A 24,089-nucleotide genomic window follows, 5' to 3' on the forward strand; every position below is an offset into this window, starting at 1 on the left:
CCGCGGACGGTAGCGACCCTTCAGCAAGCGGATTCACTCCGGCGAGGGCAGAACAAGTCGCCTCCGCATCCGTGGGACGTGCAGTCCAGCTGGATGGCCGGAGAGCTACTCACGCCGACCGGCGGGGCCGGGATTCGTCCTGCGGTCAGGAGCTTCCGGTCGAGGGACGGGAGTTGCGCAACCGCTCGCATACGGCGTGGTCAGCATCAGGGCGGTGCTCGCCGGTGCGGGCGCAGCCCTGCGCGGTGTACCCGGATCTGTCGTAACCCCACCTGTCGTATCCGAACCGGTCCCGTCCGGATCGGTCGTAACCGGATCGGTCCCTGCCGGATCGGTCGTAGCCGAAGGAGTCGTAACCGAAGGAGTCGTAACCGGATCGGTCCCTGCCGGATCGGTCGTAGCCGAACGAGTCGTAACCGAAGGAGTCGTAACCGAAGCGGTCACGGCCGGAGCGGTCGCGGCCGAAGTCGTCGAAGCCGTCCGCCCCGTATCGGTCTTCGATGCCTCCAGGATTGTGGGCGCAACCGGCGGTCGCTGTCCCATGGCAGGGAACGGCGAAGGCCGGCGCGACGACAGCGACAGGAGCGAGCGTCAATGCCGCGACGACCGCGGTCCGCGCGACTATGTGCCCAGCCCTACCGACACCCATGGTTCTCGACAACAACTTCGACCTCCTGTTCGCAAGCCGCACAGCGCTTTCCGACTTCACGTCGCGTGTGCCGACCGAGCGTATCCAAGGCCATCACACTTCCACCTCAGGGGAATCCCCCATATCCCTCTGCCTCATCTGCCACGATTCACTTCCACCCGGCTCGCCACGCACGACCGGTCAGCGGAAGTCGGTGGCGTGGTCTTTCGCCCACTGCGCGAAAGTGCGCGCCGGGCGACCAGTGATCTCCTCGATGATCGTCGACACCTGCGGCGGTGCAACTGTTCCGGCTTTCCATCCGGCCAAGACGGCCTCGACGGCGAACGCGGGCATGGTCTCGATCAGTGCTGCACGCGCCTGTTCGACGGAGACCACCTCGAAGGCGATCTCGCGGCCGATGGCCTCACCTATGTGCCGCACCTGCTGTCGCAGAGTCAGTGACTCGGGCCCCCACACAGAGTAGGCGTGGCCGTGGTGCCCCGGCTCGGTCAAGGCGGTAACCGCGATTGCTGCCAGGTCCTGCTCGTGGATGGGCGCTGTTTGCGAATCGGCGTACGGCATGCGGACGACGCCCTCGTCGCGAATGGGCTTCTGCCACCACCAGAGTGCGTTCGTGGCGAACATGCCGGGCCGGATGAATGTCCATTCCAGGCCGGACTTTTCGATGGCGGACTCGACGATGCTGTGCATCTGGGCAATCGGGTTGTCGGCATCGCTTTGCAGGACTGCCCCGGACGACAGAAGTACCACGTGCCGTACTCCGGCGGTCTCGGCTGCCGCCACGAATCCGTCGATCCCGTCGGGCTTGGCGTAGAGGAACACGCGCTGCGCGCCTTCGAGTGCGGCGGGCAGCGTTTCGGGGCGCTCCAGATCAGCCGCGACCACCTGAGCGCCCGGCGGGAAGTTCGCCCCGTCGGGTTCCCTGCTCGTCAGACGGACCTGTTCGCCCCTCGCGATCAGGCCCGCCGCGACGTGGCGGCCGACATTGCCTCTTGCTCCGAAAACGACTGTGACCATGGCGGCAGCGTAGGCCGTGCGGGTTACTGCCAGTAAGGACATACCTCTGGGTAAGCTCCTGATATGGCGGTACGTTCGCAGGTCCGAAACCCTCCCTGGCCCATGACGAGTGACGCATTCAACAGTGAGTGCCCGGCGCGTGAGGTGCTCGACCACATCACCAGCCGCTGGGGCGTGCTGATCTTGACCGCCCTGGGCGGCGGCGGGCCACTACGCTTCTCCGAGCTGCACGGCATGATCGGCGGGATCAGCGAGAAGATGTTGTCGCAGACACTGCGCACGCTCGTGCGGGACGGGCTTGTCGCGCGTGCCGTGGAGCCCACCACGCCGCCGCGGGTCAGCTACGACCTCACCCCCCTCGGCCAGGGGCTCACCGAGTCGTTGCAGCAGTTCCTGGAGTGGGTCCGTCAGCACACGCTCGATGTCGTGGCCGCCCAGCACCGCCACGACAAGCAACGCGGATGACTCCACGACTCGCGATTGCGCTCCACCACTGCCCAACAGACCACCGCGCTGGTCGAAGTGGCTGCGCGCGGCGACCGGTGGCGGCCCCGGGGCCGTGATTGCTTCGGCCCTCGGGCTTCCTAGGCTGCGCTCCCGCCGAGTCGCTCCGGCCGAGGCCGACCTCAGCCGGAGCGGCGGCGCGCCTTGAACCTCCGAACCCATTGCGCGATAGCCGCCACTGCCGAGAACATCGCCGTCGCGCCTGCCAACAGCGCGGAACCGGTGAGCTTCGCGGTCGAGAACTCGACCTTTCGCATCCCTGGTAGCGGGTATTGCCCGTTGCCCGAAGCCCATCGGATCACGAAGCCGGCCTGCGTCCCGAGGTCGGTGGGAGGGCCGGACCCGATCATGGACCGCAGCTCCGGTCCCTTTCCGTTGAGATAGACCAGTGTGAAAGCGACGAAAAGCGCCACCGCCACCGCGGAACCCGTCGTCAAACGAGCAAGCGTTTCGGTGCGGGTCCAAAGATTCGCCAACGCGGCGAGCACGGTGAGGAAGATCGCGATGGTAGCGAGGATCGCCCACTTGCCGCTGAGATTGGAGTGGGCGGGCGGCTTCTGCGACCAAAGACCCACGAGCGTAGTGCTGATATGGGTTTGGCCGAAGGCATTGCTCCAGATCGTGCCGTCGGGTCCGCCGGTGGTCAGCCACGGCTTGAACAGCAGGGTGAATGTGATGACGCAGCCCACCGCGGCCAACAGGTAGCCCGAGTTGTCTCGTAGCAGAGTTACGAGCGGTCGGACCCGCGCCCGCAGTTTCTCCGCGTCGACCCGCCGTTTTCGGCCGCCGCCCGTTGCGCGAATAGGTGAGCCTGCCTGCCGGTTCTGATTCTTGCTTGCCCCCCATGGAGTTGGCTGCACCATATCGTCAATCCCTATTCAGTGAGTCGCTACATGATGAACCGTCAGATATCGGCTCATTGGATACTGAAGTAACGCGAGTCGCGGTCGGTTCCCGGCAACCCTTCACGTCATGAGCCTGCGAGCCATTGCCGCTCACCGGGCCGCTGGGGGCTACGCCGGGAGTCTTTTTCGATGGTTGAGCCATCGACAGTGGATCTGCGATGTCCTCCAAGGACCGGCCTTCGGCGTTCACTCCGAAGAACCAGGCGACCAGGCCACCGAAGATCATGAACCCGGCGCCGATGAGGTAACCGACCGTGAGCGGAAACCGATCGGGACTCGGGTTGTCGGCGCCGCCCACTAGGTGACCGAAGAGGAACGGGGCGACAACCCCGCCGGCGCCCTGCGAGATCGCGAAGAAGAACGAGATGGCTTGACCACGCAGTTCCAGCGGGAAGATCTCGCTGACCGTGAGATAAGCGGAGGACGCCCCCGCCGAAGCGAAGAAGAAGATGACACACCAGAAGATGGTCTGCGTGGTTGCGTCGAGAATACCCGCGTTGAAAGCCCAAGCGGAGATGAAAAGCAGAAAACCGGACCCCACATAGGTCGCGCAGATCATCTTCCTGCGACCGATGCTGTCGAAGAGCGGGCCGAGCACGAGAGGGCCGATCAGATTGCCGACAGCGAAGGGGAAGAAATAATAACCCGTATGGTGGGCCGGTACATTGTAGAAGTTGATCAGCACCAATCCGACGGTGAAGAAGATCGCGTTGTACAGGAACGCCTGTGTGGCCATCATCGTGAATCCGAGGAAGGAACGGGACGGATATTTTCCGAAGAAGATCCGACCCATCTGCACATAGGAGAGCCGACCCGCGTCCACGACATCCAGAGCTTTGCTCTCATCGACCGGAGGTAGATCGATTCCTCTGCTCCGAACCTGCGCTTCGATCTCGTCGACGGTCCGCTCGGCTTCCTCGGCCCGTCCATGAGTGAGCAGCCAGCGCGGGCTCTCGGGGATGTGCCTGCGCAGGAAGATGATGATGAGCCCGAGGACGGGGCCGATGAAGAAGCCGATGCGCCATCCCCAGCCGGTGGGGATGAAACGTTCGTTGAACAGGACCAGGCTGGCCGCCGCTCCCAGCGCCGCGCCGCCCCAATAGGTGCCGTTGATCGCGATGTCGACCCGGCCCCGATACTTGGACGGCATGATCTCGTCGATCGCCGAATTGATCGCCGTGTATTCTCCACCGATTCCCATGCCCGCGATGAACCGGAAGAAGTACAGCGACCACGCATTCCAGGAGAACCCGGCCAATCCACTGCCGAGGAGGTAGATGGCCAGGGTCAGGATGAACAGTTTCTTGCGGCCGAGCCGGTCGGTGAGGCGGCCGAAGACGAGGGCGCCGACGACTTGTCCGGCCAGGTACCACGATGCCATCGCGCCGACCTGGCCGGAGGTCAGATGCAGCGCATCCGCGTCCTGCAGCGGTCCGCCCATGCTGCTGACGATCTGGATTTCGATTCCGTCCAGAATCCAGGAGACGCCCAGCCCGACGACGATGAGCCAGTGAAACCTGGTCCACGGAAGCCGGTCCATCCGGGCGGGAACCAGACTTCGGATTACCTTGGTTTGCGTTTCCAACACTTGATGATCACCTCGACTCGAGAGTTAGCCAGTCCGTCCATGCCCCTGCGTGAGGGTGGCGGGATCAGTCGATATTCACCGCCTCTTCTCGACATCGGCGAGATCCCGGCTCGGACGGGTCTGGCAGCACGCGACGCCGATGGGTGCGACTCGTCCTGGACGAGCCCAGATTCCGGGCGGCCCGGCCCGTGCACGGCGCACATACTCTCCCCTTCCGCGTACAGAGCCTGGCGACGGGCGACGGTGGCCATCCGGGCGCGGAGGTGTGCCGCATGTGCGTCTCCCCATCTGGACTGGCGTCCCTCCTCACCGCCCTGAGCGCAACATGGTTACGCCCGGGTTACACGAAGATTGGTTCGCTATGAATTGTGCCACTATCCGACGGCTCATTAAACAGATGTGGCCGTTCCCATTTCGGCGAAGTGGCGTTCCAGCAGGTGACGGCTCGGTGGCGCGGCTGCGCGGATCTACTTGTGCCCCAGGGGGAGACACCGATCTCGCGGCGGCGCGGTGTCCCGGCTCGGGATCAGCGCGTCGTGCCCTGCGACAGGGTTAGCGCGTGGATCGCGAGAACGGCGGTATCGTCCTCCACTCCGGATCCGAAGGAGTGCAGCAGTTCTCGGGGGGAGTGTCATCGGTCGCCGCTCAACCTGTTCAGGGTCAAGCCTCTGCGTAGCGGGGGTGCGGCAGGGCTGCAAGGTGGCAACCAAGGAATTGGGCCCCCACTCGTGTTTTGTGGCTGCTGACAGTGGGAAGCCGCTGACTCGGGTGATGCCACCGGCGGGCCAGTACACCGTGCCTCTATCGAACAAACGTTCCCATCCCGGCTAGGCTTTATCAGTGACCAATGAGAACCCCGCCGAGGGGGCCATCCATCGCTACTTCGATGCACTCCAGACTGGGAGCCCGATGCTCCTGAAGGAGTGCTTCACTGATGACGCGCGATGGTTCGCACCAGGCCGTCTGCCCAACTCCGGAGTCTGGCACGGGCCGAACGCCATCGTTGAGGAGTTCTTTCCGATCGCGATGGCTCGGATGCAGCCGGGGTCGTTCACCACTGAACTGCTCAGCCTGACCATCGGCGACTCGAACGCCGTCGTCGAGTGGCGATCGAGGGCGACGACGACATCAGGCCACGAGTACGACAACGCCTACATCGCGAACTTCGTCGTCACGGACGGCAAGATCTCCGAGGTGCGCGAGTACTTCGACACCCAACGCGGCGAGACGCTGTACCAGTAGGACGGCTTCAGTGGCGATGTGCCAGGCGAAGCGGCAAGACGGCTTCGGAGCCGTTCGCTATCACGGGACAGGGCGCCGCTCGGGGCAGCCCGGGGGCGCCTCACTGCCTGATCTTGTCCAAGGGGTAGTGGGCAAGGGAGAAGACGGCAATCGAGTAGACCGCCATGCCGAGCAGCACCGAGAGTGGGATCTGTCCGTCAGGGTCGAAGGCGACCCAGAGTGCGTAACCTGCCGGCGGCAGACATAGCACCGCCGCAGTGGCTTCGCACCAGGCAACGAGCCTGTTAGCTTTCCTGCGGCGCACCGGATCAACGAGAGTGGTATCGGGAATCTCCTCGCCGTATCCCTCGGTTCGGCTGGTGGCGACTCCCCGGAATCCCTTCGAGGCAGCGTAGGCGCAAGCGATCGCCGCCGAACCGAAGATCAAGCTGATGACGAAGGCTTGCATGACATCCCCCTTGGTCTACTGACCTGCTCGCGTTGATTACCTACTGACATTCTCGCGTCGCTGTGGCGTGCGATTCTCGGCGGTTCCGAGGAGGTCCCAGCGGTTGCCTGCGATGTCGAGGAAGACGGCGACCCGGCCGTAAGGTTCGGTGCGGGGCTGCGTCACGAACTCGACGTTCGCTGCGGTCATCCGTGTGTATGCCTGGTCGAAGTCGTCGACTCGGAGGAAGAAGCCGACGCGGCCCGCGGTCTGGTCACCGACGGCGGCGAGTTGGCGGGTGCCGTCGGCGCGGGCGAGCAAGATCCCGGTCTGCGCGTCGGGCGGGCGAACGACGACCCATCGTTTCGGACGCCCATCGTTGGTCAGTGACGGGACGTCCTCGACAAGGTCGAAGCCGAGGGTATTCACGAAGAAGTCGATGGCAGGGTCATACTCTGCGACGACAATGGCGATCAGTTCCAAGTGCATTCAACGAGGCTAGGAGGCTGTGCCGCTCGTTCGGCGCATGGCGGTGTATCGGGCCCAGGTTCCAGCAGACAGGGCGGCCCATCGGCCGGCGGTGGTTGGAGCGAGTCCCAGTAGTTCGGCGAGGACGGGAATGAGCATCTCGGCTGCGAGATGGAACATCGCGGCTCTGCGGGCGTGGTTGGGGCGGATGCCGCGGGTGACGAGTTCGCCGCGGATGTGGCGATGAAGACAGGGACCGATCCCGATGATGACGGCGGAGTACGCGCACTCGCAGTCGCGCGGCCTGTTTCGGTTCGGCACCTTCTGTGGTGGCCGACTCGGTTGGTCCGGCTTACCCTCGATATCGGTGGAGGTGTTCGAACCCGGCACAGGTGGGGGTGGGGACTGTGCGCTGGCAAGTGGTGTCCATTCTGGCATTGTGGGTCGGCGGGGAGATGGTGGGTTTGGCCTTCTTCTGGCAGGCCTGGCTGATCTGGCCGGGATCGGTGCTCATGGTGGCGGGGTTGGCGGGGACGTTGGTGACGGAGCTTCGCCGACGGCCGGAGCCCGATCTGATGACGGGAATCGCCGACCACTTGACCGAGGTGTACGAGGGGCACGTACGAGATTTGGGGCCCGATCACCCTCAGACCCTGCTTTCCCGCGACAACATTGCTTACGCCTACGGATTCGCGGGCCGAATCGACGAGGCCATCGGTCTCTACGGGCAGAATTTCACCGACCGTGAGCGGGTCCTGGGATCCGGCCATCCCCAGACCCTGCTCTCTCGCAACACCCTCGCCGGCGCTTACACGTCCGCGGGCAGAGTCGCGGAAGCCATCGGCCTCTACGAGCAGAACCTCGCCGACTCCGAGCGGGTTCTGGGGTCTGATCACATCGACACCTTGAACTTTCGCAACAACCTCGCCGACGCTTACAAGGCGGCGGGACGGTTGACCGAAGCTATCGGCCTCTACGAGCAGAACGTCACCCACGCCGACCGGGTCTTGGCGCCCGAGCACCCACTCGCTGTGGTCGCCCGCGGCAACCTTGCCGCGGCGCGGCTATCGGATGGCGGAGGTACGACGGATCGCACCGACCAATGAGGTGGAGCCGGTGAGACCATCCAACCGGCCGGGATTCGCGTGCCTGTCGTCGTGGACGCCAGCCGCTGAGCCAGACCGATCTTCCACCCTGTGGATGCCCGCACGGTCACGTAGGTCAGGGCGCCGGCGGCCGGCGCGGTCGGTTCAGTGTCGGGACGCTGGTCGTGCACCGTCTTCATGCAGCTGACGAGGGCGACGTCGGCGGTGAGTGGTCGTATGTCGATCACCTCGACGCTGGTGCGGATATCCCCGAACCCGCTGCTCAGTGCCGCGCTCATCGCCGCCTCGCAGGCGCCCCGCCCCAGGAGTGCCGTCCGCTCATCGGCGCACCTTTCCGCGCGGTTGAGGTCGTGCTGCCGCCGGCGGACCGCTTTTCCGTCAGGTATCGGAGGACAATAGGCGTGGTGACGAATTCGGAGTACATCAGCCCTGAGGCCACCGCCGCGGCCTACCAGGAGCTGAGTCGGCATGCAGCCCGGTTGAGTCCAGGACAGATCGAGCTCTTCGCCTACGACCGCGCATTGCGGATCGAGCCGATCGTCGATTACTGCGCCTCTCCTCAGACCTCGGTGTTGTACCGCCATGGCCTGACCGAGTTTCGGATTGGTGAACTCTCGTCCTCCGAACGCAATCAGCTGGCAGAAGAGCTGTTGTCGGTACCGGAGCAGTGGGAGGGCGAGTGCAGTGAGGATCGGGCGTACTGGGCGTACGGCTGTGTGCAGCAACTGGCGATCGCCCTCTCCGCTGTAGCGATCGATGGTGCCGCTCAGGAAGCGGTGCGAGCGTGCGGACTGGGATTCGATATGCACAGCGATCTCGACTTCTGCCGGGATGAAACCGCGTCACGCCCGGGCCCCTGGCTCCGCCGTGAAATCGCGGCCCAATATGCCGCACTCGCAACAGTTACCGGTGTTGGAGAACGCGCCGCCGCAGTTCGCGAGCTACAGGCACGAGCTACCGCACCGATCGGCCTACTTCGAAAAGAACTGCCACATATCGCGAGAACCTGGGTCTGAGCAAGTAACGCGCCCCGTCGACGATGTGAAGTGACGTCGCCGCGGCTCTTGCTGCTCGAAACGTGGAGAGCGTCGATCATCTCGTTACCGCGCGGGACTAATCCACGGAGCGTGCCGACGCGAGGTGCTGCGGTTTGGGACGGATCGTCTGGTTCCGCTACCTGACAGGTACGGCCACCGTAGTTCGGCGGCGTCCGCGGAGTGGGTGGTGCCGAGTGCGCCGCGCGCCCTACATGTCGGCGGATCGCCCGCCTGATCAGAACAATGCAGCTCGCCGCAACCGAAGGGGCAAGCGACCGTCGGACGCCGCTGTTCGAGCAATGGCATGCCTCGATCACCGCGACCGCCGCCAACCTGGTGGACCGAGCCGGGCCGGTGCTACGTCCCGGCCTCACCGCGCACGATGTGCTGACGTTGGCCAGTGGTGTGGCGCTCGCCTCCGGGACCGACGTCGAGTATGCGCGGCGCTTGATTGCATTGCTGCGCAACGGCTTCGCATCTCGAACCGCTGAACCTTCCCAGGCTTGTAGAGACGACCGTGAAGCTGGTCGCGACGGCGGCGGGTTCGGGTGTGGACATGGCGGCGGGTTCGGGTGTGGACATGACGAGCAACTCCTTTGCGGGATCGGCGAAGCCGCCCCGCATGCGGGGTGCAGGCGCCGGCGACAGGGTTCTCATGCCGCGGCGGCGGGCACATAGGCACGGGCCTCGACGATCACTCGGACCTGGTTGTGGACCTCTTCGGGCCAGCACACCGGCCCCGATACCGAGAACTCGGTGACCGGTAGTGCGATCGGTTCCCCGCGCAGTCGGCCGGGTGGGCGGCGTTGCGCGCGGGCCCGCACCGGACCTGGGTCGGTGACGGGTCGGGTGGGGTGGCATACCAGCGGTCCGGGTGCGCCCACACCGCGTCGTTTTCGACGCCGTCGATGGTCAAGTACCAGCGATCGGACTGCGGGCTGCGGTGGTGGTCGCGACCGTGCTCGACTGCTTCTCGAAGCACCGAATACCCCACCCGTGAACACGCGAAAAGGATGTCACCGCCTATATCGAATTGCGGTACAACCAGAGTCGGCTCCAGTCCGGAATTGACTACCGGACGCCCAACGAAGTGGAGTCCGAGTGGTTCGGGCGGGACAAGGCAGCGTGGAAAATCAAAAGATCCGCTTTCCGAAATCTCTCCGGCACCTCACTTCCCGCTGCGGGCGGGCGGGTGACCCCCGGTGATGTGCGGCCTCCTCCGAACCGGACGTACCCATTCCGGACCATCCGGCTCTCCATTTGGGAATGCGATCGGTAGCGATAGCGGGTCCCTGGGACCTGCCAGGCGCGGAAGAACTCGATCCCGTCAGAGTGCCGACGGCTTCTGGTGGTTTGTCCAGCAAGGCAGCCGAAAGTGCCACTCCCACTTAGGGAATGATCGTCGCACCTTCGCCGGGGTACAGTGACAACGGGCACTTGGTCCTGGTAGTCGTTGCGAAAATTCCGAGGGGGCATCCATGGCCGACGCGCCGCATGCTGACTGGCTCGATCTCGTCGACGCACTCACAGCCTTACGTCGCCAGCTCATTGAGGCCCAAAGCCGAGCAACCGACAGCGCGATCAAACTGGCTATCCAGGAGGTCACGGTCGAGTTTGGATTGGAGCTACAGCGATCGGCCAAGGGCAGTGGCGGATTCCGCTTCGGCGTTGTCAGCGCAGATGTCGGTGGCGACCTGAGCAGGCGTGCGACACATAAGGTCAGCCTGAAGCTGAACGCGCTCACCGATGTCGGCGGACCGGTCGACGTCAACGATGAGGACGACGGGTAGTGGCTCCCATCGGACCCGCCACCCAGTGTGTGGTCCAGGTCCGAGTCCCGCACTCGTTCGGCACCGGATACCTGGTCGCGGCCGGACTCGTACTGACTGCGGCTCATGTGGTGACAACGCCCGAAGGCGGTGTCTACGAGTCGATTTCGGTGAACTTGACGAGGGCCTCACCGGTGTCGGGCACGATCGTGTGGTGGCGGAAAGACGTCACGGCGGATGCGGCATTGATTCGGCTGAGCCTGCAGCAGGACGAGTACATCTCCCGGCCTGTGCGATACGGCCGATTCGTCACATCCCAGCCCAACCAGCAAGTCGAGGCTATCGGCTTCCCTCGCCTGCAGAAGGTCGAATCCGCGCGCGACCAAGAACATCTTGCGGGACTGTTGAGCCCGGCGACCGGCGCGGTCTCCGGTCGCTACGAGATCATCAGCACCGCTCCGCGTCCCGCTGCTTCTTCGGGCGACCGGGGTAGTCCATGGGCAGGAATGTCCGGTGCCGCGGCATTCAGTGCCGGACTGCTCGTCGGCGTCGTCCGCAGCGATCGACAGGCACAGCACGGTGCGCGCCTCACCGCGACGCCGATCGCCGAGCTCCTCGCCGACGAACATTTCCGGCGAATCATAGTCGACGCGACGGGCCTGACGCCGTATTGCGAACCCGTTGAACTCGTCGACATCCTCGAATCACTGTATTCCGACCACAATCTTCGTTCGATCGCCGCGTTGTTGCGGGCCGACATGGAAGTTGTCCCGTTCCACGGCCGCGCAGCCGAGATCGACCGACTCGAAAGGTGGTGCACGGGCCCGGATACCTTGGCCGTCCATATTCTGGTCGGCCCAGGTGGAGAAGGAAAGACTCGCCTCGCCCGGCAGCTTTCGGGCCAGCTGAGTAGCTGCGGCTGGACCACAGGGTTCCTGTCCCCGGACCCGGGTGACGAGCGTTTCGCTATGTTGGCCCGGATCCGTACCCCGCTGCTGATTGTTGTCGACCAAGCGGAGAACCATCCGCACCGCGTCCGTGCGCTGTTGCGCAGCGTCCGAGGGGCCTCCGGACCCGTGCGCATCCTGCTCTTAGCCCGCGAGCGCGGTGTCTGGGCGGAAGGGCTGGAGGAACCGGACGACCAGTTACGCGATCTGCTCGCAGATGCTCCTGTGCTGCAGTTGGATTCGATTGCATCGAGCGCTGTGGATTGGGAGCAATGTTTCCTTCGGGCGGTACAGGGCCTGGCCGCCGCCCTGCCGATGGTTCCCGGCCACGAGACGATCGACTGGAGCGCGGCGGCGGCTGGTGTCGTCGTACCACCCGAAAGCACCCATCTTCGCCAGAGTTCGGTGCTCGGTATCCACATGACGGCGTTGACCCTGCTGTTGCAGCACGCCACACCCGTTGCCGCACTGCGCGGTGAACCGGTGGAGCGCACACTGCTGCGCCACGAGGAGTCGTACTGGACCCGCACCGCACGCGGTTTCGGACTCAACGGGCTCGACCGCACGACTCTGCGTAGTGTCATTGCGGCATTGCCGCTGGTCACCGTTGCCGATCGAAGTCAGGCGACGCAGCTCATCGACGCGCTCGGGTTGACTGACGCCGATCGGGGGCGCGTTGTCGTCCGGTGGTTGCGAGAGTTGTACCCCCGGTACGAATCCCGCTATATCGGCCACGTCCGTCCGGACCGGTTGGCGGAGTTCCTGCTCGTCGAAGCCTGCGCCGACGAATCGGATCTGCTGACCAGGATCGTCACCGGCGTTGCAGACTTCGCCGATGACCAAGAGCCTGGATACCATCAGATGATCGCGTTGCGAGAGGCCGTGCGAGCTGCGCGATCCCATGAGCATTATTCGGGGCGACCGGCGCAAGCCCTTCTGCGCCAGCTCGAGCAGACTGCAGGCGATCCGGTGCTCTCGAATGAGACCTTGACTTGGACGCTGAGCAACGTTATGACACTGCCCGAGGCGGAGCAGCGGCAGCAGGTCGAGCTGCACGCCGACGGCGGCTTCACCATCAACGGCCTGCTGGATGCGCCGGCTGCCGCACTCTTCGTCGCCGGGTACCGTCGCAACGCGGTTCCCCTCCGCGCGGCGGACAAACGACAGCAGGGGTTCGAATACTCGATACAGTCGCACGCCTTGACTCTCCTTGGCCGTGCGACAGAGGCCTGCCAGATTTCCGAGCTTGCTGCGGAATGCTTCCGCTCAGCGCCGGACTGCCGCGGCGAACTCGCCCATGAACTACATCGACAGGCGGAACTGCTGATACGGCAGGGCCGCAACGCCGATGCGATCGACCGATGGCGCGATGAGGTGCGGGTGCTGACTGCACTCGACGACTGCGAACGCTTACCCACCACGCTCGATCTACTCATCTCCGAGCTCTGCCGCACTGACCAGGTCAGCACAGCACTGCCCTTCGCTCAGCAGGAAACCGAACTCCTGCGGCGTCTCGACACCGGCTCAGATCCGACTTGGCAACGGGCACACATACGTTCCCTGCTGCGCCACGGACAGATCCTGTGTCATGAGGGGGCCTTTGCCGCTGCGCTCAGCAGTTGCGCACAGGCCGAAGACATTATTGCCCGCCTCGGTCATCCCGCGTCGCTGTCCGGTGAAGAGGCGTGTCTGACAGAGTTGCGCGCCGCGATGCTCTCCAAGCAGGGGAATTCGGCGGCAAGTGTGGCCGCGTGGTTAGCTGCCGCCTCGCTCTGGAATGCGCGCGACGAGCCGTTCGACAAAGGGCCCGCGCCAGTCGTGCGTGAGGTCCAGTGCCTCAACAATGCCGCCGTCGGTCGAGAGGCGCTCGGCGATCACGGCGAGGCCGCGACCCTGACCGGTCGGGCGGTGGAGCTGGCGCTCAGCGAGCGTGGCGAGCCGGTGCTGCGTCAACGGCTCGAACTATATGAGCAAGTACACGCCACCCACATCGGCTATCTGGTCCACGCTGGTCAGGTAGCTGAGGCACTGCGCGAGGCACAACGGCTATGGCACCGTCCGAAACGCTCCACGTCACCTCTACCACCGCATTTCGCCAATAGCTTGCGTGCCGTCGGCCTGCAACTGGCCACCGAGAAGCGGCCAGCGGAGGCCGTCGAAGCGACCAGGATCGCCGTGGCCGCACTTCACGCACTGGACTGGTCCGGATCCGAGCCCGAGTTGTCTTGGCTACTGGCCGGAACGCTCACCGACCATTCCGCGAACCTGCTGGAGACCGGCGATGTCACCGAGGCTGCCGAGACCGCTGCACAAGCCGCGGCGGTGTGGCGGAGAGTCTGTGCGCAGCACCCAGAGCACCGGATCAATCTTTTCGGCGCATTGGCCAACCAGGCGGAGGCGTTGCGTGCCGGTCAGCGCTATGCCGAGTCGGTGCGCATCTTCGGCGAAGCGGCAGATATCTTGCGGGAATTCGCCGGGCATCGCGGGGAATTGGCCAGGATGCTCGACGGCCAGGCATATTGCGAATTTGCCCGAGGTGACAAACAGGCAGCGGCGCGAACCCGAGCCGAACAAATCGACGTGTACGCGAGGTTGTGGCAGTCGGATCCCTCGATAGCTCGCGACTTGGCGAAGGCGGAGGCCGAACTCGCCGTGGCGCTGAACCTTTTGGACCGAATACCGGAGGCCCTCGCCGCCGCCGGGCATGCTGCGCAATTATTCCAGGATCTGCACGGCAACGACCCTGGACCCGATTGGCAATATTTCGCCCGCGCCTTAATGGTCTACGGAACGGCCCAGTTGAAATCCGGCGCGGCGGTGGCGGCGGTGGCGCCATTGGCTCGCGCGATGGCGGTGGCGCTGCAGCAGGGCGATATGGACCTGGCTGCGGGATGCCGATCCGGCGTTGACCTCGCTAGGACGATGGATCCCGCCGGTGTCGACGCCGAATGGAACCGGCTCATGAGCGGTCGGTAGGCTCCCGATGTTTGCCCCCGCCGCTCATAGTCGGATCTCGGGCGCCCGCTGACGGTCCCCGCGCCCCGGTGGTCCGGAGACCTATTGCTGTGGCGGCCCAGTGGGTTGCTGAGCTGGTTGTCGAGCGTAGTAGGCGGCCTCCATTTCCGCTGGTGGGACGTCGCCGCAGTACTGGTAGAGGCGGCGACGGTTGAACCAGTCGACCATTCGGCGGTGACGAATTCCACGTGATCGACGGTGCGCCACGGGCCGCGCTGGGACACGAGGCGCCGGGGCACACTCACCCGGCATTCGCTCGAGCGAGCGCTTCATCGGCGAGAGCTACCGCCGCCTCGTCCGGCGCGTACGTGGCCAGCGCGGCGACGAGGTCACGGATATCGCTGCGAATCGACGGTGGCAGCTGGGCGTGGCGGGCGACGTCGAGCTCGTTGGCGATGGTCAGGATGACGAAATCACGTAGTTCGGATCCTTCGATCGTCTTCGAGCCGCCGGTGAATCTGTCGGTCACGGGCAAGGGTCGTCGGCCGAGCTCACGGTAGGTGCGCGAGCGATCGCATGCACCGTAGAGGTACACCAGGGCAGCCGCGTCAGGGCCGATGACGTGGTGCAGCCGTCGGCGATCCGTGGTCGGCAGCAGGGCGTGCCGGAACCCGTCGGTGCCGTATGACGCGTGACAGATCGACGCCAGCCGGGTTCGTGGCGCGGCGTTCCATTCGACCGTGAGGGCGTGCACCCGGCGGAGGTGCTCGAACAGGGTCCCGCCTGGGTGATCGATCTGTTCGGCGCCGAGCGTGCGCTGCAGCTCGAACGCGCATCGGACGACGTCGTCGGTACCGAGCCACTTGGTCGCGTAACCCGAGACGATGCGCGCGAGTTCCGCCGGGGCGTCGCGAGCGACGAGATGCCCGGCGTCCGGTATGCGGGTAACGGTGACGCGTCGGTTGGCCATGCATAGCCGGTCCACGTCGGCGTCGCCGAGCGGAGACCGTGGTCCTCCCCGCACGAGCAGGATGGGCAGGTCCGATGCCGCGACGATCGCGTGGAGCTCGGAGCGGGACGCGAGAATGTCGTCGGCGAGTTCGGTGTTGCGCGCGAGGAGCCCGTGGTCATCGAGCCAGCGGCGGGCCCGATCCGCATCGACATCAGGAACGACGTCCACGAGCACGAGGCCGGCGGCGCGCTGCGCGACGGACGGCTCCGCCAGGGCGGCGACGGCGGCAAACCCGCCGAGGGAGGCGCCCACCACGACGATCGGCGCCGGTTCGCGAACCACCATCTCGATCACGTCGTCGGCGATCGCCCGCAAAGTGGTTGCCCGCCCGGTACTCTCGCCGTGCCCGCGCAGATCGAAGGCCACCGTCCGCAGTCCGCACTCGGTCATCCCCTCCGCGACCGGTGCCCAGACGTCGCGACGCTCTTCGCCCGCGTGAAGCAGCAGGACCGTGGGGCCTTTGCCGGTCACCGTGGCTCGAAGTGTGACGTCGCGCAGCGTGAGGCTCATGTCTGTCATTGCCGATCCACCTCCGTGCCGAATTTCCCTCGCAGCTCCGTGATTTCGAACATCGACATGCCCTCTCCGATCTACCTTGAGCTGTCGAGGTAACGGTACGCAGTGAAACCTTGGCGAGTCAAGGTAATGTTTGGGGATGACCAACCCGAGAACGCGCAGACCACCGGGTGAAGCCCGCCGGTTGATCCTCGATGCCGCGGCTTCGCTGCTGACCGAGGGAGGCGTCGCCGCTGTACAGGTGCGCGCGGTGGCTGCGCGGGTCGGCATGACCGACGCCGGCGTCACGCATCACTTCGGCAATCGCGAGAAGCTGCTCGCCGAACTCCTTCGTCACGGTGGACGCCGGCTTCGAGCCGCGCTCCAAGACGTCATCGCCACATGGCTGGAGCACGGCACCGATCTCCTCGACCTCGTCGAGTCTCTCGAGACCGTGTACCGGCGCGGCTACGGCGAACTAGCGGTGGCGCTGCACGCGGCGGGATGGCGCGACCGAGGCGCCGGCATGCTCGACCCGGTCGTCGACGCCCTCCACCGGAGTCGGCCCCCCGGAAGTTCCCTCGACGAGACACGACTCGCGGTCGCGGCCCTGCACCAGGCGATGGCAACCGAGCCCCTCTACGGCAGCGACTTCCGTCGCAGCGCCGGCCTCACCGGCGCCGCAGCACAGAACTCAACCGCTCACCTGCGCTGGTGGGCAAGCCAACTCCAACGCGCACTCGACATCGAACCGGCGCGGCGTTGACCGAGAGCGGTCAGCACCCATCGGTATCCGCGGTGCACTCGGCGGGACGGACCACGCGGTTCGTGACCTGCGGTCCGTAAATGAGTTCCTGCAACGGCGACTGCGGTGGGATGACCGGCGCGATCACCGCCGACCACCCTCGCCAGCAAACTTTTCGCAGGCGGCAGATGTGTCGCGATGTGCCAGATGTGCCAGGAATCGGTGCAGTTCAGAGCGTGTTTCCACTGGTGGCTCGGTGTGTGCGAGTGCACTCCAACACGCGGCTCGGGAAAGTGTCACGACTGACGGGAATCTGTGCGCGAGAGGGGACTTGGTTACGAATTCGGGTCACCGATGGGGGTGATCCGTGCGGAAGACGCCTCTAGCATAGGTCGCTGAGTGGTAACAGTCAACGTGATATTCGATCTGTAGTGTGAAAGTGGCAGGGATGGCACAAGTTTCGCAACCCGACTGAAGTGGCTGGGAGGTATCGCTGTGTGGGTGGGACCGTCCACGCGGTTTGTGCCCTGGTCCTGGCGCGAGTTCTCGCATCAGCGTCCGCGGCGGGGCGTGATCATCGGTAATCCCTTCTGTCGGTGAATATCTGGGCTGGTGAGGCTGTGAATGCGTTGATGGGTCGGGGCGGGGGCGTGTTGGTTGTGATGAGGGGGTGGGGTTCTCGGGTGAGGGCGGTGAGGGCTGCGGCGATTTCGATGAGGTCGGCTTTGATGTAGGTGGTGGTGGAGTCGTGTTTGGGGGAGTTGTGGCCGGCGTATGCGCGGGCGGTGGCGTATCCGAAGGTTCGTTCGACCCAGGTGAGGGTGGTGTGGCGGAGCCAGTGGGTGCTGATGTTCTGGGTGGCGACCCAGGGCAGGTGTCGGCCTATGCGGTTCCAGAGGTGGTCGTAGCGGCGGGTGGTGATGGGTTTGGTGTTGCGGTAGCGCAGGAGTTGTTGGTTGGGTGGGCTGTTTCGTTGGTGGGCGTGGTGGAGGAGGTGGTGCATGAGGGTGGGGGTGACGGGTTGGTGGCGGTCGGTGTTGTTCTTCTCGCGGAGCAGGATCAGGCAGTGGTGGGGGTCGAGGTCGCAGGGGCGGAGGTTGAGCGCGCCTATACGGCGGCAGGCGGTTTCGATGTGTAGTCGCAGGAGCAGGGCGTCGAGTTCGGGGTCGTTGCCGGTGAGTGCTGCGGTGTGGCATATCTCGGCGAGTTGTGGTGAGGGGATGGCTTGGCGGTGTGAGGGGTCGCGGTGGCCGATGGTGAGTTTGCGGGCGGGATTTCGGGTGTGGTGGATCCAGTTGTTGTGTTCGGCGAAGAGGTAGAGGCAGCGTGTGGCGCTGACGAAGTGTTCGCGTGCGCTTTTGCCGTTTCGGGTGTTGGTGTGGTGGATGGCGAGTTGTTCGACGGTGCGGGCGCGGTCGTGGAGTTCGGCGACGGTGATGGTGTCGAGTTCGCGGTGGTGCCAGGTTGTTTCGAGCCAGTCGAGGTGGGTGTTGTAGGTGCGTAGGGTTCCGGTGGTGAGGGTGGTTCGCAGTTGTGGGACGGCTTGGGCGAAGGTCGGGGTGGGTGGTGTGGCGGCTGTGAGGTCGGCGGGGGTTATTCCGATCTGTTGGAGCAGGATTCGGGTGGCGGTGATGGTGGTGGGGTCGATGGTGGGGTTGTCGGGCATGGTCAGGGTTCCAGGTGGCGGTGGTCGCCGAAGTGTGCGTGGAGTGAGGGTGGTGGGTGGATCGCGAGGAGTTGGCGGTGGGGGTATCCGACGAGCAACACTTTGTCGCCGATGTGGAGGGAGACTTCTCGGCGGCGTCGGACGCAGACGCGGAAGTATCCGGGAGCGAGGACCATGGCGGCGCCGTGGTCGTCGGGGCTGACGAGTAGGGTGGCGGCGGTGGATCGGGCGCGTAGGCGGGTACCCGGTAACCAGTTCATCGCGGCAAGTACGCAGCGGTCGTGGATGCGGCCACCGTCGCCGACGGTGCACATGCTGTAGGTGGTGTCGGGGTCCACAGGGGTTGCGGACGATCGAGGCCCGGCGCGCAAGGCCTCGATAAATTCTTCGACGGGTGTCAGGGGCGGGATGACCGGGGCGATCACCACGCGGACCGCCCACCATGTGTGCAGTATCGGTGGGGATGTGGCACAAGGGGTGGTCGATGACCTGGTGCGGTGGGGTAGTGCATGTTCGCTTCCGATCGTCGGGCGCTCGCCAGTAGTTCGTCGCGACGGTCGCACGGTGGGCGGGTCTCGGGTTCGCAGGTGTGGTCTGTGTTCGTGAATTCGGCCGGTGCAACTCTCTGGAGACCATAGCGAAACGCTATTTCTTGGCGTGTGTCGGTCTCCTGCGGAGTTCGACTTGTGTCGCAACGACCATCGATCGGCTTCGGCGTATGAGTCGACTTCCGTTTCGAACTCGGGGCTGCTGCGCGTACCCGATCTCCTCGCGGAGGCGAAGTCGACTGGGGGATCGTGGTGTCGCCGCCGGAGGGCTTGTGTCATTCTGGTCTGCGTTGACGGTTGGAGTGTCGATGCTGTCGTCGGATTCGAGCAGAAGGGGGCTGCGTGGTGGTGTCGACAGGCTCGGCGGCAACGTATTTCGATCTCAACATCGAGCAGGTACTCGAGCATTGGACACTGGCTTTCGCAGTGCGCGAAGTGATCGCCAACGCTCTCGATGAGCAGGCTGTCACGGCAACTGGTGAACCGACGATCACCAAGCTCGGCAACGGCCTCTGGGAAATCGCTGACTCGGGACGTGGGCTGCGCTATCAGCATCTGACCCAGAAGGAGAACGTCGAGAAGCTACGTCACTCCGGCGTGATCGGCCAGTTCGGTATGGGTCTCAAGGACGCGCTGGCGGTCTTTCACCGGCGCAGGGTCGATGTGCTGATCCGCTCACCCCACATGGACTTGACCACCACATTGCGCCGCAAAGACGGATTCGCCGACATCACTACTCTGCACGGCGCAGTCCTGGCTCCCAGCCAGCCGGGCAGGGTTGGCACCTCGGTGGTGCTGCGCGGCGTCCCTGACGAAGAGATCGAACGAGCTAAACAGTACTTTCTGCGCTACAACGGTGAGTATCTTCTCGAAACCACCCGCTATGGCCAGGTCTTGGCACGTCCCGCAGCCCAGGCTGGAGGAAAAATCTACGTGAAGGGCCTTCTGGTAGCTGAAGAGGAGGACTTCCTGTTCTCGTATAACATCACCACGCTCACGAAAGGACTGCGGCAAGCGCTGAATCGCGAGCGTAGCAATGTCGGGCGCACAGCATACGCCGACCGCGTGAAGGCCATCCTCAAGGAGTGTCGAACAGCTGGCGTCGCTCGGGGGCTCGCCGATGATCTGGCTGCGTTCACTACCGGTGGCATGCACGATGAGCTGGGCTGGAATGACATCGCCCTCCATGCCTGCCGAGTGCTGGCTACGCACGAAAAGGTTGTCTTCGTGTCCCGTAGCGACCTGGAATTCGGTGCGGCTCAGCTGGATTACGCGCGCGACGAGGGCTTCCGGCTGGTCCTTGTCCCCGACAACATCGCCGACCGGATAGGAAATCTCACCGACTTCGAGGGCGAACCTCTTTACGACCTCGACGGCTACCGCGATGCCTGGAACGACAGCTTCACCTTCATTTTCGTCGATCCGGCCCGCCTGACTCCCAATGAACGACATGTCTACTCACTGACCGGCCCCCTACTCGCGGCGCTCGGCATCGTACCCACACGCATCGGAGTCTCCGAGATCCTGATCTCGGAGACCATGCGCCTCAACAGCATCGGACACGAAATTCTCGGCGTCTACGAACCAGCTACCAAACGCATCATCATCCGCCGCGACCAACTCACCGCACCCGCCGACTTCTGCGGCACCCTTCTGCACGAACTCACGCACGCCGGCACCGGCACCACCGACGGCACACTCGCCTTCGAGAACGCGCTCACCCAGCAGCTCGGCGCACTGGCAGTGGCGTTGCTGCGCAATACCCGTCGGTAGCCACTCGTCGCCATTCCCAGGACACGGTCGGCCGCCGAACGATACAAGATAGCCGGTCCCGGTCCCGCTCGCCACGGACGTCGGCACATGCTCGGCCGTATGGGTTTCCCCCTCAACGGAAGGTATATACGGATTTGGGTTCGACGACTCGTCGCCGCCGAACCGGGACAGAAGCGAGCCGGTCGTGTCGTTTGCTTGCGTGTTCAGAGCAAGCTGTAGCGCCCTCGATGCGTCGACTTTTCGTACGTAGGCGAGACTGGTAAGGTCTAGCGACCAGCGTGCGCGATCGGGGGTTCGCGCGCTGGTTCGCTCCAATTGGCCTGCACGACATAATCTGCCCTGGACGGTAGCCAAGTGCATCTTGAAACGTACTCTGTGCGTGGTTTTCGTTCGCTCGCCGACGTAGCGGACATCCCGATCGGTAGTCCGACGATCGTGGCCGGCCCGAACGACGGTGGCAAGTCCGCTGCGCTCTGCGCGCTGGGGTTCCTCTTGGGCGCGCATACATTGACCGAAGAGGACCGGTCCTACCTCTCTGGTGAGTCCGGTGGGCGGAGCGAGATCACCGAGGTGATAGGAGAATTCCGTGTGGATGCGAGGGAACAGGAGCAGTTCGGTCTTCCTGCGAATGTGAGGCTACGGCGCTGTGCCGAAGCGGATCTCGAGCCGCGCTATGAGATCTGGGGGCCTGTGCCTGACGACGAGGAGTTGCAGGACCTCGCCCCGATGCAGGTACCTGAACTGAAGACTCTCGCGGCCAAGTTCGGGAACAAGTCGTCGACGAAGCTGACCAAGTCGAAGCTGCAGGAGTGGTTGACCGCGTACGGGCGTGAGCATTCCAGCACTGAAGGTTGGAGCGGGATGCCGCCCGGTTTGAAGGACCGGCTGCCGCGGATTGCGGAATTCGAGGGCCATTCAGCGGATCCTGAAGCAGCGATCCGTGCGGCGCTGAAGCTCCGATTCCAGGACTACGTGGCCGAAGACGACGTACAGGGCCGGATCCGTGACCTGGAGACCGGTGCGCGCGATCGGATGCGCATCGAGGCCAAACCGCTTGCCGACCGCATTTTGGACCGTTGCGGCGACATTGCCAGCGTAACGGTCGAGCCGGATGTGAGTTTCACGGGGGCTTTGCGCTCGGCGACCTTGCGTTTGGAGCGCGCGACCGGGGAGCAGGTGCGGTTGGACCATTCCGGCCGCGGCAGCCGCCGTCGAATCTCGATGGCGGTGTGGGAGGGCACCACTGAGTTGCTCGCCGAAACCGCGGACGGTGAGGAAGATCCCGAAGCCGAGTCGCCGGTACAGGTGATCGTTGCGTACGACGAACCGGACACACATTTGGACTACCACTTCCAGCGCGACGTCATGGGGATCATCCGTCGCCAAGCGATGGCAGAACACGTCAGCGTCGTCGTCGCAACCCACTCGATGAACCTGATCGACGGAGTGGATATCCGAGACGTCGTGTTGCTCAGGCTGGACGGTACACGCCGAACAGTGATTCAGCGTTTGGGCAGTGCCGAGCACGCGGAGTTCGACCGCCATCTCGGAGCGATCGCCGCTGCGGTCGGCCTGCGCAATTCCGTTCTGCTGCATGAGCGTTGCTTTCTCGCAGTCGAGGGCGAGACCGAACAGTTGGTGATGCCGATACTGTTCAACCTTGCGGAAGGCATGTCGCTGCAGGCTGCGGGAATCGCGTTGTGGGCGTGTGGCGGCAACGACGGCGCACTGAGACTCGCCAGTTACCTCCACAAACACGGCCGCAGTGTGATGCTGATGATCGACGCCGACAGCGAGCACAGCAGCCGGATCTTCAGCGACAATAGTCTCACCAGGCATTTCGGCTCCGACAAGGAAAAAGTCGCGAAATATCTAGGTCAGAAGTCCGACGTCGATGAGCTCGAGGAGCTGTTCGACGATGAGACGTGGGCACGTACCGCGAACGAAGCCTGGCCTCGCCCCGGCGGCTGGGCTCCCGAGCATTTCGCCGTTCAGCGGGATGGAAAGAAGTTCAGCGCCGCAGTCGAGGGAATGCTAAGAGATCACAGCGCTCAGCACCCCTCAGGCAAACCTGCAATGCTGATGGAGGTAGTGGTGCGACTCAATCAGCGCGACGATGTCCCCAGCGAACTGCTGGATATTTTTGCCGACCTGCGACAGCTAGCTGGCTAACAAGTCCTCCATCGGCCGCTGACGCCGAGCTCGCCGCTCCAGCAGTCGTTTTTTACGTTGACCGGCGGTGGGCTCGACCCACACGTGCCACTTCACGGTCGGTGCCCACCGCTGGAGATGCTCTTCCCGATCGACACCACACCACCGGCAACCATTCGGATTGGGAATCGTCTCATCGTTCCTGGTACGCGCCATATCGGGTTCCTTCCGTCATGGTATTTGTACCCCAGGGGTATGACATGTATGTGCCACTGCGCGGGCGATTCGCTATCCCGGAGAAGGTCTCGATCGCCTCGGGAGTCCCGGTCCCGTCGTGTGGGTGGTGAGGACGAACCGGAGCCGCGAGCAGTACCTGTTCTCCAACTCCGGCAGCCGGTTGCGGCGATGCGGCTCACGCACGTCGATGGACTTCTTGTGGGTACGCGCTCGCGGACGGCGGCGTGCTAACGCCACGCCGGTTCGGGTCGATTCTCCGGATGCTGTAGTTATCTGTGCTCCAGAACAATTCGAAGTCCTCGCAAGCATGAAAGAGTGTCTATGACCTACGATCGTGCCCCGTTTCCGAGGCGGCTGCTCGCTCGAATCCTCGATCTCGTCTTCTGCCTTGTGTTGACCTTTGCGGTGGCTGTGCCCGTTGGTGCGGTGGTCGTACCGCTGAACATCGCGACGGATTCGACCTATGAGGAAATTCTCTACGGGGTCGGTGTGTGGCTGTGCTACTTCCTGGCCTACGTCGGGTTGGAGGTTTTCTTGTTGGTCCGTCGGGGCGGGCAGACCCTCGGCAAAGGGCTCGTCGGGTTGGCAGTGGTCCCGGCGGGGGAGTGGGCCAGGCCGCGTCTCGAGGTGCGGCAGGCGGCGGTGCGGATGACGATCATCTTCGTTCCGTTCTTCTTCATGTCGCTGTCAGGCGCGAATCCGGAATCGGGGGTTCTGAACACTATCGCGGTGTTTGGGATGCTCTCAGTGCTCGCGAGCTTGCTGCTTGCGGCACTTCCGATCGGTTCGCGCCGCACGGTGCACGACTTCGTCACAGCCACCCGAGTGGTGCGCGCGACCACGCGCAA

Annotated in this window: 20 protein-coding genes and 1 pseudogene; 10 read left to right on the plus strand and 11 right to left on the minus strand. The window is 64.4% G+C overall.

Annotation, left to right across the window (positions count from 1 at the left end):
• Positions 1-145: 145 nt before the first annotated feature.
• Positions 146-649 (minus strand): hypothetical protein, encoded by a 504-nt coding sequence (locus tag ON19_RS38725; RefSeq protein ID WP_051168605.1) that lies wholly within the window; start codon positions 647-649, stop codon positions 146-148.
• 180 nt (positions 650-829) lie between these two features.
• The gene (locus tag ON19_RS07195) at positions 830-1,666 is read right to left on the minus strand and encodes an NAD(P)H-binding protein (protein ID WP_043688413.1); all 837 of its coding nucleotides are present in this window, start codon (positions 1,664-1,666) and stop codon (positions 830-832) included.
• Between the two features lie 102 nt (positions 1,667-1,768).
• Here ON19_RS07195 and ON19_RS07200 point away from each other — a divergent pair, with 102 nt between their 5' ends.
• Positions 1,769-2,131, plus strand: coding sequence for a winged helix-turn-helix transcriptional regulator (locus ON19_RS07200; RefSeq protein WP_227954437.1), 363 nt, complete (start codon positions 1,769-1,771; stop codon positions 2,129-2,131).
• Positions 2,132-2,292: 161 nt separating this feature from the next.
• Here the strand turns inward: ON19_RS07200 and ON19_RS07205 are convergent, their stop codons facing one another.
• Both ON19_RS07205 and ON19_RS07210 read right to left on the minus strand, forming a co-directional pair.
• Positions 2,293-2,859 (minus strand): hypothetical protein, encoded by a 567-nt coding sequence (locus ON19_RS07205; RefSeq protein ID WP_157229614.1) that lies wholly within the window; start codon positions 2,857-2,859, stop codon positions 2,293-2,295.
• Between the two features lie 178 nt (positions 2,860-3,037).
• On the minus strand, positions 3,038-4,663 hold the full coding sequence (locus tag ON19_RS07210; RefSeq protein WP_227954436.1) for an MFS transporter: 1,626 nt from the start codon (positions 4,661-4,663) through the stop codon (positions 3,038-3,040).
• 840 nt (positions 4,664-5,503) lie between these two features.
• On the opposite strand from ON19_RS07210, the gene ON19_RS07215 reads away from it, so the two are divergent.
• Positions 5,504-5,905 carry a nuclear transport factor 2 family protein gene (locus ON19_RS07215; RefSeq protein WP_051168606.1) on the plus strand — a complete coding sequence of 134 codons (402 nt, stop codon included), beginning with the start codon at positions 5,504-5,506 and terminating at the stop codon, positions 5,903-5,905.
• Positions 5,906-6,005: 100 nt separating this feature from the next.
• Here ON19_RS07215 and ON19_RS07220 read toward each other — a convergent pair whose 3' ends face one another.
• Positions 6,006-6,353, minus strand: a complete 348-nt coding sequence (locus ON19_RS07220; protein WP_043688417.1) for a hypothetical protein — start codon at positions 6,351-6,353, stop codon at positions 6,006-6,008.
• Between the two features lie 36 nt (positions 6,354-6,389).
• On the minus strand, positions 6,390-6,821 hold the full coding sequence (locus ON19_RS07225; protein ID WP_051168607.1) for a VOC family protein: 432 nt from the start codon (positions 6,819-6,821) through the stop codon (positions 6,390-6,392).
• A gap of 386 nt (positions 6,822-7,207) precedes the next feature.
• Between ON19_RS07225 and ON19_RS07235 the strand changes: the two genes are divergently transcribed.
• Together ON19_RS07235 and ON19_RS07240 are read left to right on the plus strand one after the other, a co-directional pair.
• Positions 7,208-7,906: a tetratricopeptide repeat protein gene (locus ON19_RS07235; RefSeq protein WP_043688420.1), complete on the plus strand. Its 699-nt coding sequence runs from the start codon at positions 7,208-7,210 to the stop codon at positions 7,904-7,906.
• 404 nt (positions 7,907-8,310) lie between these two features.
• Complete coding sequence (locus tag ON19_RS07240; protein WP_157229615.1) at positions 8,311-8,922, plus strand: hypothetical protein; 612 nt, start codon at positions 8,311-8,313, stop codon at positions 8,920-8,922.
• A gap of 674 nt (positions 8,923-9,596) precedes the next feature.
• Here the strand turns inward: ON19_RS07240 and ON19_RS07250 are convergent.
• Complete coding sequence (locus tag ON19_RS07250) at positions 9,597-9,827, minus strand: hypothetical protein (protein ID WP_043688424.1); 231 nt, start codon at positions 9,825-9,827, stop codon at positions 9,597-9,599.
• 594 nt (positions 9,828-10,421) lie between these two features.
• Between ON19_RS07250 and ON19_RS07255 the strand changes: the two genes are divergently transcribed.
• Both ON19_RS07255 and ON19_RS07260 read left to right on the plus strand, forming a co-directional pair.
• Positions 10,422-10,733, plus strand: a complete 312-nt coding sequence (locus tag ON19_RS07255; protein WP_043688425.1) for a trypco2 family protein — start codon at positions 10,422-10,424, stop codon at positions 10,731-10,733.
• Between the two features lie 29 nt (positions 10,734-10,762).
• Complete coding sequence (locus tag ON19_RS07260) at positions 10,763-14,635, plus strand: S1 family peptidase (protein ID WP_255218372.1); 3,873 nt, start codon at positions 10,763-10,765, stop codon at positions 14,633-14,635.
• Between the two features lie 81 nt (positions 14,636-14,716).
• Here ON19_RS07260 and ON19_RS43615 read toward each other — a convergent pair.
• Positions 14,717-14,901, minus strand: a pseudogene (locus ON19_RS43615) (IS3 family transposase); the annotation flags it as partial.
• A 14-nt stretch (positions 14,902-14,915) separates the two neighbouring features.
• The gene (locus ON19_RS07265; protein ID WP_043688428.1) at positions 14,916-16,145 is read right to left on the minus strand and encodes an alpha/beta fold hydrolase; all 1,230 of its coding nucleotides are present in this window, start codon (positions 16,143-16,145) and stop codon (positions 14,916-14,918) included.
• 136 nt (positions 16,146-16,281) lie between these two features.
• Here ON19_RS07265 and ON19_RS07270 point away from each other — a divergent pair, with 136 nt between their 5' ends.
• Complete coding sequence (locus ON19_RS07270) at positions 16,282-16,887, plus strand: TetR/AcrR family transcriptional regulator (protein ID WP_043688430.1); 606 nt, start codon at positions 16,282-16,284, stop codon at positions 16,885-16,887.
• A 553-nt stretch (positions 16,888-17,440) separates the two neighbouring features.
• Here ON19_RS07270 and ON19_RS07275 read toward each other — a convergent pair.
• A complete protein-coding gene (locus ON19_RS07275) occupies positions 17,441-18,532 on the minus strand; it encodes a tyrosine-type recombinase/integrase (protein WP_063709404.1) in 1,092 nt (363 codons plus the stop codon).
• Between the two features lie 2 nt (positions 18,533-18,534).
• Positions 18,535-18,870, minus strand: coding sequence for a hypothetical protein (locus tag ON19_RS07280; protein WP_051168608.1), 336 nt, complete (start codon positions 18,868-18,870; stop codon positions 18,535-18,537).
• Between the two features lie 552 nt (positions 18,871-19,422).
• On the opposite strand from ON19_RS07280, the gene ON19_RS07285 reads away from it, so the two are divergent.
• The 3 genes from ON19_RS07285 to ON19_RS07295 all read left to right on the plus strand — a co-directional run.
• Positions 19,423-20,853, plus strand: coding sequence for an ATP-binding protein (locus tag ON19_RS07285; protein ID WP_051168609.1), 1,431 nt, complete (start codon positions 19,423-19,425; stop codon positions 20,851-20,853).
• Between the two features lie 354 nt (positions 20,854-21,207).
• Positions 21,208-23,025 (plus strand): ATP-dependent nuclease, encoded by a 1,818-nt coding sequence (locus ON19_RS07290; RefSeq protein WP_043688431.1) that lies wholly within the window; start codon positions 21,208-21,210, stop codon positions 23,023-23,025.
• A gap of 537 nt (positions 23,026-23,562) precedes the next feature.
• A partial coding sequence (locus ON19_RS07295; protein WP_043688432.1) for an RDD family protein occupies positions 23,563-24,089 on the plus strand: 527 nt, incomplete at its 3' end.

The sequence above is a fragment of the Nocardia abscessus NBRC 100374 genome (assembly GCF_000308455.1).
Taxonomy (GTDB): Bacteria; Actinomycetota; Actinomycetes; order Mycobacteriales; family Mycobacteriaceae; genus Nocardia; species Nocardia abscessus.

What these genes read in the sequence shown, in the direction of transcription:
- ON19_RS38725 (WP_051168605.1), bottom strand. Translation starts at nt 649, where the DNA reads ATGGGTGTCGGTAGGGCTGGGCACATAGTCGCGCGGACCGCGGTCGTC.
- ON19_RS07195 (WP_043688413.1), bottom strand. Translation starts at nt 1,666, where the DNA reads ATGGTCACAGTCGTTTTCGGAGCAAGAGGCAATGTCGGCCGCCACGTC.
- ON19_RS07200 (WP_227954437.1), top strand. Translation starts at nt 1,769, where the DNA reads ATGACGAGTGACGCATTCAACAGTGAGTGCCCGGCGCGTGAGGTGCTC.
- ON19_RS07220 (WP_043688417.1), bottom strand. Translation starts at nt 6,353, where the DNA reads ATGCAAGCCTTCGTCATCAGCTTGATCTTCGGTTCGGCGGCGATCGCT.
- ON19_RS07225 (WP_051168607.1), bottom strand. Translation starts at nt 6,821, where the DNA reads ATGCACTTGGAACTGATCGCCATTGTCGTCGCAGAGTATGACCCTGCC.
- ON19_RS07255 (WP_043688425.1), top strand. Translation starts at nt 10,422, where the DNA reads ATGGCCGACGCGCCGCATGCTGACTGGCTCGATCTCGTCGACGCACTC.
- ON19_RS07265 (WP_043688428.1), bottom strand. Translation starts at nt 16,145, where the DNA reads ATGACAGACATGAGCCTCACGCTGCGCGACGTCACACTTCGAGCCACG.
- ON19_RS07270 (WP_043688430.1), top strand. Translation starts at nt 16,282, where the DNA reads ATGACCAACCCGAGAACGCGCAGACCACCGGGTGAAGCCCGCCGGTTG.
- ON19_RS07275 (WP_063709404.1), bottom strand. Translation starts at nt 18,532, where the DNA reads ATGCCCGACAACCCCACCATCGACCCCACCACCATCACCGCCACCCGA.